The sequence below is a fragment of the Streptomyces bicolor genome, from assembly GCF_000719285.1.
GTDB lineage: Bacteria > Actinomycetota > Actinomycetes > Streptomycetales > Streptomycetaceae > Streptomyces > Streptomyces bicolor.
Window position 1 is genome coordinate 60,275 of the sequence record NZ_JOFS01000033.1, and the last position, 15,514, is coordinate 75,788.

A 15,514-nucleotide genomic window follows, 5' to 3' on the forward strand; every position below is an offset into this window, starting at 1 on the left:
CGACCCATGGAGGGGCCCGTGCCGCCGACCTCACGACCGCTTCGCAAACTGGGCTTCCTCACCATCGGGCTGTTCGACGAGGCGGATCCACGCCGGGGCCACGAGTCCACCCTCGAGATCATCGAGTTGGGCGAGCGGCTCGGCTTCGACAGCGCGTGGCTCCGCCACCGTCATCTCCAGTACGGCATCTCCTCCCCCGTCGCCGTCCTCGCCGCCGCCTCCCAGCGGACCCGCCGGATCGAGCTCGGCACCGCGGTCATCCCGCTCGGCTGGGAGAACCCGCTGCGTCTGGCCGAGGACCTGGCCACGGTCGACATCCTGTCGGGCGGCCGTGTCAACCCGGGCGTCAGCGTGGGTCCGCCGATGCACTACGACCGCGTCAAGGAGGCCCTGTACCCGGACACGGCCGACGCCGAGGACTTCGGCTACGAGCGGGTGCGGCGGTTGCTGGACTTCGTGCGGGGCAAGCCGGTCACCGACTTCAGCGGGGCTGAGGCGTTCGAAGTGTTCTCGGACCGTGTGCAGCCGCACTCCCCCGGCCTTGGCAGCCGTATGTGGTACGGCGGCGGCAGCCTGCGTTCGGCTCAGTGGGCCGGCGAGCACGGAATGAACTTCCTGACCAGCAGCGTCGTCAAGGCGGAAGGGCCCGAGGACGCGGAGCGGTCACCGGGGTTCGCCGAGATCCAGCTCTCGCACATCCGCGCCTTCCGCGCCCGTCACCCGGACGGCGAGAACGCCCGTGTCTCCCAGGGCCTTGTCGTCATCCCCACCGACTCCGCCACGCCCGAGCAGCGAGCGAAGTACGAGGAGTACGTCGCCAAGCGCACCCCGCGCACCACGGCACCGCAGGGTCCGGCGCGGCTGCTGTTCGCGCCGGACCTCGTCGGCACCTCGGAGGAGATCGCCGAACGCCTCCACGCCCACGCCGCGTTCCGCGAGGTGGACGAGGTGGCGTTCGCGCTGCCCTTCACCTTCGGGCACGAGGACTATGTGCAGATCCTCACGGACATCGCCACCCGCCTGGGTCCGGCGCTGGGTTGGCGTCCGGGCGTCTGAGGGGCAGCCCCTCGCCGTCGACGAGGACTCGGTCCAGCAGGTGCAGCGGCGCGGGCCGGACCCCGGCCGCCTCGGCCGCGTCCCAGTGGGCGAGAGCCCGGGGCAGGTCGACCAGGCCGTGGATCAGGGGGAGATCGCCCGGGGGCCGGCCGGAGTCCGCGAGGTGGGCGTGGAGCAGTGACTCCAGTCGGCACGAGGCCAAGGTGCCCGGAATCCCGGGCCGCATGGCGAAGCCCGCGCTCGCCACGGCCGGCAGGTCCTCATTCAGCCGTGTCCGCGTGGAGTCGAGGGCCAGCAGACCGCCGCCTACGACCAGTACGTCCTGGTCACGGCTCATGCGGTCCAGCGCCCTCGCGGTGTCGAAGCAGTGCGGGAAGGAGTCGTCCACGACGATCGTGCCGGGCCGGAGCCGGTCGACGTCCAGGAGGGCCGTCGCGCCGCTCACGGCGGTGACGATCACATCGGCCTCGTAGACGGACGCGGGAAGGGTCCGCCCCGACTCGGCGACCCGCACCGGCATCTCCGGATGCCCGGCCGACAGGTCCGCCGCCAGCCGCTTCAGTCGGGCGGTGCTGCCCGGCAGGTCGCACAGCAGCAGGCGGGCCGGCGGGGATGGTGCCGTCGCCAGCAGCAGCCGTAGGGACGAGGTGCCGATCGAGCCGCAGCCGACGACGGCGAGGGAGAGAGCGTCGAGCCGACGGCCGGTCGCGGCGAGCGCGGCCCGGACCGTCTTGACCACGGCCACGGTCGTCGATGCGTGCCCGGTGGTGATCGCCGCGCTCGTCGTGGTCTCGCGCAGCACGTCGTAGCCGTAGCCGGTGAGGGACGGGATCATGCCCGCCAGCGAGACGCAGCGGGCGCCGAGTGAGGCGGCGTGTTCCACGGCTCGGGCGGTGCGGGCCGCGAGGCCGCCGCCCGGAGCGAGTTCGTCGGCGAAGAGCGGGAGGGCGACGAAGCCGGTGTTCCCCAGCGCGGTCCCGGTCTCCTCCAGCAGCCGGGCGCGGCCCTCCGGGAAGAGGAGCGCCCTGATCTCCTCACGGCCCCGGCCCGGGCTCTCGGACGGCAGTCCGGCGAGGGCGGCGAGGTGGTGCGGGGCGGGCAGATATCCGACGAGCGCGGCGTCGAGGTGAGGGCGCCGACGGCCCCCAACGCCGCTGCGGGCAGGGGCGGGGGCGACCTCGCTCACCTCGCTCAGCGCGTCCCGCAGTTGCCTCCGTATCTCCTCGGCGAACCCGGCGACTTCGCGGGGCGTGAGGGCCGCCGCCGAGGCCCGCACGGTGACGCGCAGACCCTCACCGTCCGCCACCGGCCGTACGGCCAGGAACACGTCGGTGCCCACCGGCGGCGGGGCGAGGGCGGTGTCGGACTCGTCCGCGTGCAGCGTCAGACCGCCCACGGACTCGGAGCCGACAGACGTGAAGTCGAGGAAGGTGAAGAAGAACTGGGCGTGCCGCGGCAGTCCCGCCGGCGTGCGGGCATCGCCGGGGCCTTCGGCGCGGGCCAGGTCGGTTTCGGCGGCGAGCTGCCGCAAGTCCTCCTCGAATGAGGGCAGTTGATCGTCGCCGTGCCCGCCGGGCCGAGCCGGGCGCAGTGCCACCGCCTCCGCGAACGGGCCGAACACCCGGTGCGCGTCCGCCGTGGACTCCTCACGCCCGGTGACGGCGAGCCCCAGCACGAGGTCGCGCTGTCCGGTGAGCTCCGCGAGGGCGCGGTAGTACGCGGTGAGCAGGGGGGCGTACGGGGTGCGGTGGGCTGCTCGGGCGAGCCTGCGCAACGCCCCGGTGGTGTCGGCGTCCAGGGTGAAGCCCGTGGTGTGGAACGCCGGTTGTGCCTCGGTGCCCTCGGGGGCCGGCCGGCGCAGGGCCGGGGCCGTGTAGGGCGCGCGCAGGCGTGCGCGGTAGTCCTCGGCCTCGGGTCCCTGTGGGTGTGGGCGTACGGCGGACAGGGCGACGTGGTCGCGGAAGGAGCTGTCCAGCGCAGGCAGGCCGGGGGCGAGCCCGCGGTCGAGGCGGTCGTACACGGTGAGCAGTTCTCCGGCGAGCAGGGCGGCGCTGTAGCCGTCGCCGATGAGGTGGTGCGCGTGGACCAGGAGCACGTGCTCGGCGGGGGTCACGGTGAACAGCCTGAGCCGCAGCAACGGCCAGGCCCAGGGCTCGAGTCGCCGCCGTGCCTCCTCGGCTGTCCGCTCCTCCAGCAGGTCGGGGTGCGCGAGGGTCTCCGCCTGAACGGGCAGGCGCAACGAGTCCGGCAGCTCCTGCTGCACGGGCGGGCGGGCGCCCGCCGGGAAGACGGTGCGCAGCATGGGATGCCGGGCCACCAGAACGTCGACGGCGCGCTGGAAGACGTCATGGCGCAGCGGTCCGCGCAGCCGGAACCGGGCGAGCCAGCCGAAGCCCGCTCCGGGGTCGATGGTCTCGGCGAGCAGGAATCCTCGCTGGGAGGGTGTGAGCGGGAACGGACTCGCGAACCGCGCGGAGCCGGAGTCCGGGGTCGGAGCGGGCGAGGGGGCGGTGGCGGCGGTGTCGAGGGCCGCCGCGAGCGCGCTCAGCGTGCGGTGGGTGTAGACGGTGGTCGGCCGGGGGACGGCCGGCAGTTCCTTGCGCAGGCGGGCGAAGAGCTCCAGGACCATGATGGAGTCGCCGCCGAGTGCGAAGAAGTCGTCCTCGCGGGTGACGTCCGGGACGTCCAGCAGGGCCGACCAGATGCGTGCGACGGTGTGCTCGGTCGGGGTGACGGGAGGGGTTCCAGGCCGCGTGGCGGGCAGGATTCCGGGCGGGGTTGGGGGCTCGGATCGCAGGGTCTCGAAGTCGCGCGCCAACAGGCCGCGGTCGATCTTGCCGGTGCCTGTCAGGGGCATCGCCGGGATCGAGCGGATGCGGCCGGGCAGCATGTACGGCGGCAGTACTCGAGCCAGGAAGGCGCGCAACTCGCGAGCGTCCGGCACCCCGGAGCCGGGCCTGGGCTCGACGTACGCCACCAGGCGTCCGTCGGCGAGCAGCACGGCGGCCCGGGAGACGTCCGGGTGGGTGAGCAGCGCGGCCTCGACCTCGCCGAGCTCGACGCGGTGGCCGCGGACCTTGACCTGGTCGTCTAGGCGGCCGAGGAACTCCAGTGCGCCGTCCGCGGTCCGCCGGACCCGGTCACCGCTGCGGTACCAGCGGCGGCCGTCGCGTTCCACGAACGCCTCGGCGGTGAGGTGCGGTTCGCCGAGGTATCCGGGTGTCAGCCCGGTTCCGGCGATGAGCAGTTCACCGGCCTCCCCGGGCGGGCAGGGACGGCCCTCCTCGGTGACGACGGCCAGTTCGGTCCCGGCCACCGGGCGGCCGATGGGCAGTTGCCGTACGTCGTCGTCGGGCCGGGTGTCGATGATGTGGCAGGTGGCGTTGATGGTGGCTTCGGTGGGCCCGTACAGGTTGGCGACCCTGTGCTCCGGTCCTCCGCAGGTGTCGAGCAGGTCGAACCAGCGCCGTACGTGTGCGGCGGGAAGTGCCTCGCCGCCCACGTGGACCCAGCGCAGCGCCGTCAGGTCCGGGGGTGTTCCGTCCTGTGCCGCCCGGGTCTCGGCGGCGGTCAGCAGTCGCTCCCAGAGGGTCGGCACCGAACTCCACACCGTGACACGGTCGTTGACGATCCGTTCCAGCAGGGCCTCGGGGTCGCGGACGAGGTCCCGGGAGAAGGTGTGGATCGTGGCGCCGACCAGCAGCGGTGCCAGCAACTGGCGTACGGAGGCGTCGAAACAGACGGACGCCGTCTGCGCGAGCTGGTCCCCGGGGCCGTAGCCGAAGGTGGCCAGGGACCAGTCGAGGTAGTTGAGCATGGACCGGTGGGTGATCGGGACGCCCTTGGGGCGGCCGGTGGAACCCGAGGTGAAGATGACGTAGGCGATGGCGTCCGGGTCGGCGTGCGGCAGCGGGGGCGTGCGGACCGGGGCCGGTGACCGGTCGTCGGCGGCGATCGGTGTGACATCGGCCAGTTCGGCGGCGGCAGCGCGCGTCGCCGTGTGACACACCACCACGCCGACGCCGGTGCGGTTCACCTGGTCCCGGAGCCGGGCCACCGGGTGACCGGCGTCCAAGGGCACCCAGCCCGCACCCGAGCGGAGGACGCCGACCACGCCGACGACGGTGTCCGCGCCCGGTTCGGTGAGCAGGCCGACCAGGTCGCCGGGGCGTACGCCGTTCGCCCGCAGCCGGGTGGCGAGGACGGCGGAGGCACTGTCGAGGTCGGCGTAAGTGAGCGTCGCACCACCAGTGTTGACGGCCACCGCTGTCGGCGTCGCGCGGAACTGGGCGCAGAGGCGGTGCACGATCCCGTCGTCGCCGCGCACCCGGGAACCGGGAGGCGCGACGGGGGGTGTGACCGGCTGTGTCGCCGTCGACGCTTGTCCGATCACGGCGCGCAGTTCACCCACGTAGTCCGCTGCGAGACGCTCCACGGTCTCCCGCCGGAACAGGTGAGCGGGGTGGTTCCAGGACAGACGCAGGGCCGTGTCGGACTCCCAGCACAGCAGCCCGAGCCGGGTCGCGGCGGAGGCGGTGGCCGCCGCGGTCGGGGTCACGGTGACCGGCCAGTCGCGGCCGTGGCTCACAGGAAAGCGGGCGAAGCTGAACCCGGCCGGGGCGACCGTGCGCGGGGCGGGGCCGGTGGCGGGCCGCAGCGCGGCGATGTCGGGGCTGCCGAGCGTGGCATGGGCCTCCGCTTCCCGCCAGATCCGCCGCATCCGCTGCGCCAGCGCGGTCACGGGCTCGTCGGGGTCGACGTCGGCGAACACCGGAAGGGTGTCGGCGAGCGGGCCGACCAGGCGGTCGATCCCGGGCAGGGGCGCCTCCCGGCGGGCGCGCGCCACGTTCACGGCGACGGCCCGCTGTCCGCTCCACCGGGCCAGGCAGCGGCCGTACACCGCGAGCAGCAGGTGGAAGAGGGAGACTTCGTGCCGGGCGGCCAGCTCCCGCAGCGCGGCCGTGAGTGGTGCGTCGACTGCCGTCTGGTGGTGGGTGAGCGGCGGCTGAGGGAGTGCTTCCGGGTCGCCGTCGTACGGCAGTGCCGGTGCCGGTGCCGCCGCGGTGTGGTCGGCGATGCGGTCACGCCAGTAACGCTGGTCCCGGGTGAAGTCGGGCGACCGGCGTTCGGCGGAGACGAGGTCCGCGTAGTCGGCGAACTCCGCGCGCGCGTCCGGGAGTTCGGGTGCACGGCCGTGGGCGAGGGCGGTGTACAGCGACCAGAGGTCCTCGCACAGGATCTTGAGGCTGTAGCCGTCGGCTGCGCTGTGATGGACGACCAGCAGGAGGTGGGCGAGGTGTGCGTCCCCGCGGTCGCGGACCACAGTGGCGCGTACCGGGGCCTCGCTCGTCAGATCGAACGGGCGGTTGTACAGCCGCTGTTCGAGGTCGGGGAGGAGCGGCACGGTGTCGTCCGGCTGGTGCACCTCGTACCAGCGCGGGGCGCGGTCGGTGGGGTCGGCTGGGGCGGTGTACTGGCCCGGCGGTGTGCCGTTCGTGGCGTCCGTGACGTCCGTGGTGATGCGCAGCCGCAGCATCGGGTGACGGGCCGCGAGGTGGGCCAGAGCGCGGCCGAGCAGATCGGGGTCGAGAGGGCCTCGGACGGTCTGGCGTATGTAGCCGTAGGCGGTGACGCCTTCGTACAGGGCCTCGGTGGTGAGGAAGGCGCGCTGCAGCGGGGTGAGGGGGCGCGGAGTGGACTCCTCGCCACGGCGACCGGTCGCGGCGGGGTCCGGAGCGGCCGTTGGTCTGTGCCCGCTGAGGTGGGTGGCCAGTTCGCCGATCGTCCGGTACTCGAAGAGCAGCGTGGCGGGCAGCGGCAGCCCGAGTTCCGCCTCCAGTCGGCGTGCGAGGTCCACCGCGCTCAGGGAGTCGAGGCCGAGGCCGAGGAACGGCTCGTCTTCGCCGATCTCGTCGGGGGCGCGGTGCAGTGCCTCGGCCAGCAGGCGGCGCGCCAGATCCGCGACGCGGGCCGGGTCGATCACGGGATCGGGGGCGCCGTCCGGGGCGGTACGGGGAGTGGGTGAGGCGCTGTCGCGCATGCCGTCCCGGGCGGTTCCGGGCGCGGGAGGCACGCTGTCGTGCGTGTCGTCCCCGGCGGTTCCCGGCGCGGGAGGCGCACTGGCGCGCATGCCGTTCAGGCGGTCCACGGTGACGTCCGGCGAGGGCCGCTTCGAGGCCGGACCCGACGCCGGCTCCGAGGTTGTGACCAGCAGGTGCGCGGCATCGGTGGCGACGGCTGTGCGGAGCGCGGCGACCGCGGCCCGCGCGGTCATGGGGCTCAGTCCGCGGTCGCGCAGCCGCTGCAGGACCGGCGATCCGGCGGCCAGCCCCGCATCGGCGACGGGCCCGAACCCGATCGCCTGCCAAGGCCGGCCCGCCGCGCGTTCGGCGGCGGCGAAGGCGTCCAGGAAGGCGTTGGCCGCCGCGTAGTCCCCGAGGGCGCCCGCCAGGCCTGGCAGCACCGAGGAGAGGGAGGAGAAGGCGACACACACCGACGGTGTCTGGCCATGCCGCCGCAGCGCCTCGGCGAGCAGCACCGTGCCCCGCGTCTTCGCGACGAGCACCCGCTCGATCTCGGCGTCGGTCTTGGCGCGCAGGGTGCCGGGCCAGACCGTGCCCGCGGCGTGGAACACCCCGTCCAGCGGAGGCAGGGTGGCGAACAGGGCGTCGACGGCGGCGGTGTCGGACACGTCGGCCGCCTGGTATCGGGCCCGGGCGCCCTGGGCACGAAGCTCGGTGAGCAGTTCGTCGGGAGCGGTCTCGGAGCGGCCGGTGAGGATCAGCTCGCAGGGCCCGCGTCCCGCCAGATCACGGGCCAGCGCGGAGCCCAGCCCTCCGGCTCCTCCAGTGATCAGGTACGTGCCGTCCGGCGGCAGGGCATCGACCGCCGCCGGGGTGTCCGGCACATGGGCCGGCGTACGGCTGAGCCTGCGGCCCGAGCGCCACGCGAACGCACCCTCCGCGCCCGGCTCGTGGGCCGACCACAGCTCCCGTTCCAAGGCCTCGACCCGGGCGTCGAGCGGGTCCTGGGAGGACAGGTCGACGCTGCGGGCGGCGAGCCCTGGGTGCTCGTCCGGGAGTGCCAGCGCGAAACCGTGCGGGATCGCCTGCGCCGGGCGCGTCCGCTGCCTCGAGGCGCCGGTGGCGTACGCGTCCTCGGTGACCACCAGCAGGCGGGCGCGGAAGGTTGCGAGCAGGTCGAGTACGGGGCGCAGTGCGGAAACCGCCACTCTCGGGTCGGTGTCCGTGGCGGGGCGGCCTCCGTCTCCGCTTCCCGCCGTGCCCGCGAGCCACACCACGGCGTCCGCCGCAACGGGGACCGGCTCGTCACCGCGGCCCTCGCCCACTACCGTCACCCCACGGCCGACGAGCCGCTCGGTGACGGCCTGTGCGAGCGCCCGGTCCGCGCCGATCAGCCGTACGGCGCGGGGCCCGGCCGCCGCTATGAGCGGGGCGTCCCTCCAGTCGAGGCGCCGCACCACCGTTCCGGCGCCGGGCTTGCGCGGCCAGTGGCGGGTGCGCTGATACGGATACGTCGGCACCGGCACCCTCGGCCGCCGGGCGGCCCGGCCCGTCCGGTCCGAGGCTGCCGGAACCGTCACCTCCAGGGCCGCCCGGTCCAGGACCGCACCGCGTGCCCACAGTCGGCCCGCCGTCTCCCACAGCGCCCGCGCACCGGAGGAACCGGCGTCACTTGCCGAGTCCGGGGCAGGTCCCGCCGTCAGCACCGCCACGTCCGCGGCACCCTGCGCGCCGGCTACCGCACGGACCGCCCCGCCCAGGGTGTTCCCCGGACCGAGTTCGACGAAGTGGTCGTAGCCCTCGTCCACCAGCCGCGCCACAGCCACACCGAACCGCACCGGCCGGACGGCGTGCTCCTGCCAGTAGGCGGGCGTGAGGCCGGGCCGCCACTCGCCGCTGACCGTGCTCAGCATCGGTACGGCCGCCGGTTTGACCGTGAGCGCCTTGGCGGCGTCCCCCAGCGGGTCGAGGACCGGCTCCAGCGACGGCGAGTGGAAGGCGTGGGAGACACGGAGCCTGCGCGTGGCCACGCCCCGTCCCGTCAACTCCGCGACAGCACGGTCGACGGCGTCCTCGGCTCCCGCGATCACCAGCTGCTCGGGCCCGTTGACGGCGGCCACGCTCAGCGAGCCACCCGACGCCGAGACGAGATCGGCGACGGTGTCCTCGTCGCCCCTGACGACGGCCATGGCTCCGGGCCGGGCCAGTTCACCGACCAGGCGCCCGCGCTCCGCGGCGAACCCCACCGCCTCGGCGAGGCTCAGCGCACCGGCCACGCACGCGGCGGCGATCTCGCCCACGCTGTGTCCGGCGACCGCGTCCGCGGCCAGGCCCCACTCCCCCAACTGCCGGGCCAGTCCCACACCGAACGCGACGAGCAGCGGCTGCGCCACCTCAGTCCTGGCCAACTCCCCCGGATCCACCCGGGGATCGAGGCACCACTGAGCGAGCGAGCGCCCGAGCACGGGGCCCGTCAGGGAGGAAGCCTCGTCGATGACCTCCCGGAACACCGGGGCCGACCGGTACAGGGCGCGGCCCTGACCGGGCCGCTGCGCTCCCTGCCCCGGAATCAGGAACACCGTCCGTGGGCGGGAACGGGCGACCGTGAAGTCAGCGGTGCCCGCGGCGGCGAGGCGGTCGGCGAGGTCACCGTCGGCGACCAGGGCGAGGCGATGAGGGGCGTCGTCGCGCGCCGCGTTGACGGTGGCGCAGATGTCCGCCTCGGACAGTTCCGGGTGCGCGCGTAGGTGCGCGGCCAGGTCGGCGGCGGAAGCCCGCAGGGCCTCTGCGGTGCGGGCCGACAGGGTGAGCAGGTGCGGGCCGTCGGAACCAGGGCTCACGGAGGTCGCCCGCCCGTCGGCGGGGGAACTCACGTCCGGCGTCCACCCGTGGGCGGCGGAACTCGCGGAGGGCATCCGCGCCGGCGCCTCCTCCAGCACGGCGTGCGCGTTCGTCCCGCCGAAGCCGAAGGCGTTGACGCCCGCGATCAAGGGCCCGGGGGTCCGCCACTCCCGCTGCTCGGTGACGAGTTCGAAGCCGGGGGCGACGCGTTCCAGGTACGGCGCGCGCGTGGTCGTGTTCGGGGAGGGCGGGATCCGGCGGTGCTGTAGTGCCAGGACCGTCTTGACCAGGCCGGGCATGCCGGCGGCGTTGAGCAGGTGACCGATGTTCGCCTTGACGGAGCCGAGCAGGCGCGGGAGCCCGTCGGTGCGGGGCGGGAAGGCGTGCCCGAGTGACTGTGCCTCGATCGGGTCGCCCACGGGCGTGCCGGTCCCGTGGGCCTCGACGTACGACACCGCGTCGGGGTCGATGCCGCAGTCGCCGTACGCCTGGGTGATGACCTCGCGCTGGGTGCGCGGGTTGGGGGCGAGCAGGCTGAGCGACCGCCCGTCGTTGTTGACGGCTGTGCCGCGGACCAGGGCGAGCGCCGGATCGCCGGCCCGCCGCGCGTCCTCCAGGCGGGAGAGGACGAGGGCCGCCCCGCCCTCCCCGGGCACGATGCCGTCGGCGGCGGCACCGAAGGGGCGTCCGCCGCCCGTCGGGGAGAGCGCGCCCGCGCGTGCGAGCAGCCGGTGGCCGGTGGGGGTGAGGGCGAGCTGGACGCCGCCGACGACGGCGATGTCACACTCGCCGCTCTGGAGGCTGCGCCGCGCCAGGTGGAGCGCCACGAGCGCGGAGGAGCAGGCGGTGTCGACGGCGAGGGCGGGGCCGTCGAGGTCGAGGGCCTGGGAGAGGCGGGCGGCTGTCAGGTTGGGCAGGTTGCCGGTGAGCGCGCCGGGGTGGGCGGCGAGGTCGCCGTCCGTGGCGGCCGTCAGGATCTCCCGGTATCCGCTGTCGCTCACGGCCGCGAACACACCGATCCTGCGGCCGGCCCGCCGGGGCCCGGCGTACCCGGCGCGCTCCAGGGCTTCGTGGGCCAGCTCCAGGAAGATCCGCGCCTGTGGGTCGGTCGCGCGGGCTTCCTCGTCGTCGAGGCCGAAGAAGGCGGCGTCGAAGTCTGCCGGATCCGGGAGGAAGGAGCCGAAGAGGCCGGCGTTGTCGGGTGCGTTCTCCCACCTGCTGTCGGGTACGGCGGTCACCGTGTCACGCCCGGTGAGGAGCAGTTCCCAGAACGCCTCGGGCGTCGAAGCACCGGGGAACCGGCAGGCCATGCCGAGCACCGCGATCGGCTGGTCACCGGGGTTCCGGCCGGAAGAGGCCGACGCAGGCTGGCCGCTCCTGTCGCCAGCGCCTGACACACCATCAATTTGACTATTCGACAGGGGCAGTTGGGCCAGCACCTGCCGGGCCAGCGCAGCCACCGTGTCGTGATCGCGCAGCACCCCCGGCTCCACGGTGACGGAGAAGGCGTCCTCGATCCCGGCGAGCACCGCCATCGCCTTCAACGAGGAGCCTCCGAGCGCGAAGAACCGGTCGTCGCGCCCGATGTCCGCGGGCGGGAGCTCCAGGATCCGTGCCCAGATCCCCCGGACCACTTCCTCGACGTCACGACGCGAACGCGGTGCGGGCCCCTGCGGACCGTGCCCTTCCGCCCCGGTCGGCTCGGCCTCCTGCCGGACAGGCTGGGCCACCAGCGGTACAGGCGCGCCCTCGCGTCGGACGGACTCAGCCTCGGCCCGCGCCGCGGCCAGCCGCTCCTCGACCGCCGCGTACGCGCCCGCCTCGAACCGCGCACGCATCACACCGCGCCGCAGCTTGCCGCTGGTCGTGCGGGGAAACGCACCGGGCGGCAGTGGCAGCACCCGTACGTCGTCGTGTCCCAGCGCCTCCCGGACCCGGGCCGCCGCCGTGTCGAGCACCGCAAGGGCCGTGGCCGGGGCGGGTCGTGCCCACTGCACGAACACCACGACGCGGTCGCCCCCGGTGTCCGGATCGGTGGACCCGATCGCCGCGGCCGTCCCCTCGGGCAGTCCCGGCGTGGCGGCGGCGGTCTCCTCCAGATCGGGTGCGTGGAAGGTACGGCCGCCGACGAAGACGACGTCCTTGTGCCGGCCGGTGACGCACAGCCTCCCCCGGTCCAGGAAGCCGAGGTCGCCGGTGCGCAGCCAGCCGCCGGAGAACGCGTCGGCGCTCGCCTCGGGGCTGTGGTGGTAGCTGCAGGCGACCTGCGGACCGCGTACCTCGATGTGGCCGATCCGCCGGTCGGCGAGGGGTCTGCCGGAGTCGTCGGTGACGCGGATCTCGCAGTCCGGCACCGGGCGGCCCACGTCCATCAGTTCGACGGCGTCCGGTCCGGGCGCTACCGGAACAGCCCGGCCCCGGCTCAGCGCCGTCCGGTCCAGGGTCAGCGGTTCGGCGATCTCCCCGAGCGGCGGCACGGTCACGGCGAGGGTGGCCTCGGCCAGTCCGTACACGGGCAGCATGGCCGTCGCCGCCAGCCCCGCCGGGCCGGCCTTGGCGGTGAACTCCCGCCACACGCGCGGTGCGATGGGCTCGGCGCCCACGAGCATCAGCCGTACGCGGCTCAGGTCCAGTCCGGCCCAGGTGCTGTCCGGCACCCGGCGCACCGCCAGCGCCAAGGCGAAGTTCGCCGCCGACAGCAGGGTCGCCCGGTGCCGCGTCACGGCTTCGAGCCAGCGGGCCGGGCGCTTGGCGAAGGTCAGCGGTTCGAGGCGCACCTGCTTCAGGCGCGCCGCCATGGGGACGAGATGGGTGCCTATCAGGCCCATGTCGTGGAAGTACGGCATCCAGGTCGCCACCACGTCGTCCGGGGTGATCGCCATGGCGGCGCGGATCTGCCGGAGGTTGGCGAGCACCGCCTCGTGGGTGAGTTCCACGCCCTTCGGGGCGCCGGTGCTGCCGGAGGAGAACTGCAGGAAGGCGAGGTCCTGGGGGGCGCGCCGGGGCAGCGAGGCCGACGGGACGCCCTCGCGCAGCGCACTCAGGCGCAGGGCGCGCACGGGGCCCGGGACCTCGGCCAGCAGGGGTTCGGTGGCGTCGTCGACCACGACGGCCGGCCTGCCGAGGAACTCCCATACGGGGCCCAGCCGACGGGCCTCGGGGGCGAGCGGCACGGGCACGAGGCCCGCCGCCAGCGCGCCCCAGAACATCGGCTGGAAGTCCTCGCCGAGTTCCGCGAGCAGGGGGACGGGCGTGCCGGGCTCGAGTCCCGCCGCGCGCAGCCCTCCGGCCACGCGCAGGGCGTCGTCGCGGAGTTCGGCGAAGGTGACGGTGCGCTCGCCGCCGTCTCCGCGGACGTGGACGACGACCTGCTCCGGGGTCTCCTCGGCGGCGTGCAGCAGGATGTCGAGGAGCGTGGCGGCCGTGCGGCGCCCGGGAGTCGGCATGCGCTTCCTTCCTCGTCGCACGGGCCGGGCCCGTGGACGCGCCCTCCCGGAGTCCAGTACCGGGCAGGAGCATTGATGATCATTCACCTGTACGACGACGAGTATCGTCGAACGGTTCACCGGGGAACCCGGGCGGTCATCCGGCCAGGTCGCTCAGGTGGGTCGAGACCGGGCCCAGGCTGAGCAAGCCGCTGCCGGCACCGGCCAGTTCGTTCGCCGCCGGGAGCAGGGCGGTGCGGGCGCGTTCCATGATCCGCCGGTCGCCGAGGGCAACCGCCGCTCGGGCGGTGAGGCACCAGAGGGCCTCCTGGAGGAGGTCGCGGGGCGGCTCCGGCGTCGCGTGGAGTGCCTCGACAGCCTCCGGGCGGTGGCCCCCGTCGAGGAGGAGCAGGGGACGCGCCCAGGGGGCGTACGGGCCCCAGTCCGTGTCCTCGTCGAAGGTGAGCGGCAGCGCGTGCCGCAGCCGCAGGCACAGCAGCGCGAGCGGCAGCAGTCCCTCGACGAGGCCCGGCATGCCCGCGCCGTGCAGCAGACCGGCCGCGTCCCGGTAGGCCGCCTCCGCTGCCGGCGCCGGTGCCCGGCCGCCGGCGTCCAGCCGCAGTGCGGCGTACCACCCGGTGAACACGCCCACCAGCGGCCGTTCATGCCGTACGGCAAGTGCGTCCGCGGCGGCCGCGTGGCGGTCGGCGGTGGTGAAGTCCCCGAGGGCGCAACGGGCCTGGAGGCGGACGAGGTGGCCGAGGATCTCGAAGTTGGGCAGGCCGTGCCGTGCGGAGAGCGCGACCAGCTCGGCGCCGATCCCGTCCCGGCGCGGCGCGAGACCCGCGCGGTCGAAGCACTGCATGAAGGACGCGTTGAGGGCGAACGCCAGCAGCATCGGATCGCCCAGCCCGCGGGCGATCTCCTCGGCCTGGCGGGCTGCCTGCGGACCGCGGGCGAGCCGGGTGCCGCGCGATTCCAGGGCGATCGTGGCCAGCAACCGGGCCTTGGCCGCCTCGTGGCCCATGGGGGCAGCGCCCTGTTCGAGCGAAGCCGGGAACTTGGGGGAGGACAGGGCGGCGAGGGTTCGTTCGGCGGCCGCGACCACTTGTGCGGCCTGGTCCGGGTCGTCGAGGCGCGTCCAGATCGCCGGGACGTCGTAGGCGCCGATCACCCGGGCGGTCAGTTCGGCATCGCCCAGTTCCTCGGCTGCGGTGACGGCGGCCACCCGGTGGGCGCGGGCGGCCGGGAGTCCGCTGCCCCCGGTCACGGCGAGGCTGCGCAGCAGTGCGGCCGTCGACTCCAGGCGCGCCCGGGCGCCGGGCGGGACGGTGCGGTCGTAGGCGTCGGCGACCTGCTCCCAGACCCGGCCGGCGGGGTTGTCCGGCGTCCGGCCGAGGTGGTCGGCCTGCCGGAGGATGTCCGCCTCCAGGGCGCGCAGCCCCGGGCCCGGGTCGACACCCAGTTGCTCGGCGAGCAGCCCACGGGCCCGGCGCAGCACGTCCAGCGCGTCGGCCTGACGGCCGGTTCGGTACAGCGCCAGGGCCAGCAGGCGCCAGGCGTTCTCACGCCAGGGATGCTCGGCCGAGTGCGCCCGGAGGTCCGCGGCCGCCCGGTCGCCCTGGCCGAGGGACATCAGCGCCTCGGCACGCAGTTCCACGGCGTGCAGGCGCAGCTCGGCCAGGCGGCGGCCGTCCGTCCGCGCCCACGGCTGGTCGGCGAACTCCGCGTAGGCGGGGCCGCGCCACCAGCCGAGCGCCTCCTCCAGCCGTACGGCGGCCTCCTCGGGCGGCAGCGTCCCGGCCGCGGCGACCATCTGCTCGAAGCGCCAGGCGTCGACCGCGTCCGTCGAGGCACGCAGCGCGTAGCCCGGTCCGTCGGTGACCAGCAGCCGGGCCGGGGTGCGGGGCGGGCGGCCCGGTTCGAGGGCGCGGCGCAGCGCGGCGACGAAGGTGCGTACGGCGCCCACCGCGTCGGCGGGCGGGTCCGTCCAGAGGTCGTCGACCAGGCGGGAGACGGGCACGACGCGCCCCCGGGCGACGATGAGCCGGGCCAGCACCGAGCGGTGCCTCGGCCCCTTCAGGGAGATCGGGTTCCCGTCCGTGTCCCAGGCCGTCACCGGTCCGAGCACACCGAAACCAGGGCTCACGTCCGTCACCTCCCTCCATC

The 15,514-nt window shown here is 74.7% G+C and carries 3 protein-coding genes; 1 reads left to right on the forward strand and 2 read right to left on the reverse strand.

The genetic code is table 11. The annotated features are described in order from the left end of the window. Positions 1-18: 18 nt before the first annotated feature. Positions 19-1,056, forward strand: a complete 1,038-nt coding sequence (locus IF78_RS0134130) for an LLM class flavin-dependent oxidoreductase (protein WP_031486302.1) — start codon at positions 19-21, stop codon at positions 1,054-1,056. Here IF78_RS0134130 and IF78_RS0134135 read toward each other — a convergent pair. Continuing rightward, entirely contained in the window at positions 1,001-13,366 is a 12,366-nt protein-coding gene (locus IF78_RS0134135) for a hybrid non-ribosomal peptide synthetase/type I polyketide synthase (protein ID WP_051828371.1), read from the reverse strand. The genes IF78_RS0134130 and IF78_RS0134135 overlap by 56 nt on opposite strands. 136 nt (positions 13,367-13,502) lie before the next feature. Then, positions 13,503-15,494: an AfsR/SARP family transcriptional regulator gene (locus tag IF78_RS0134140; protein ID WP_031486304.1), complete on the reverse strand. Its 1,992-nt coding sequence runs from the start codon at positions 15,492-15,494 to the stop codon at positions 13,503-13,505. Positions 15,495-15,514: the final 20 nt, after the last annotated feature.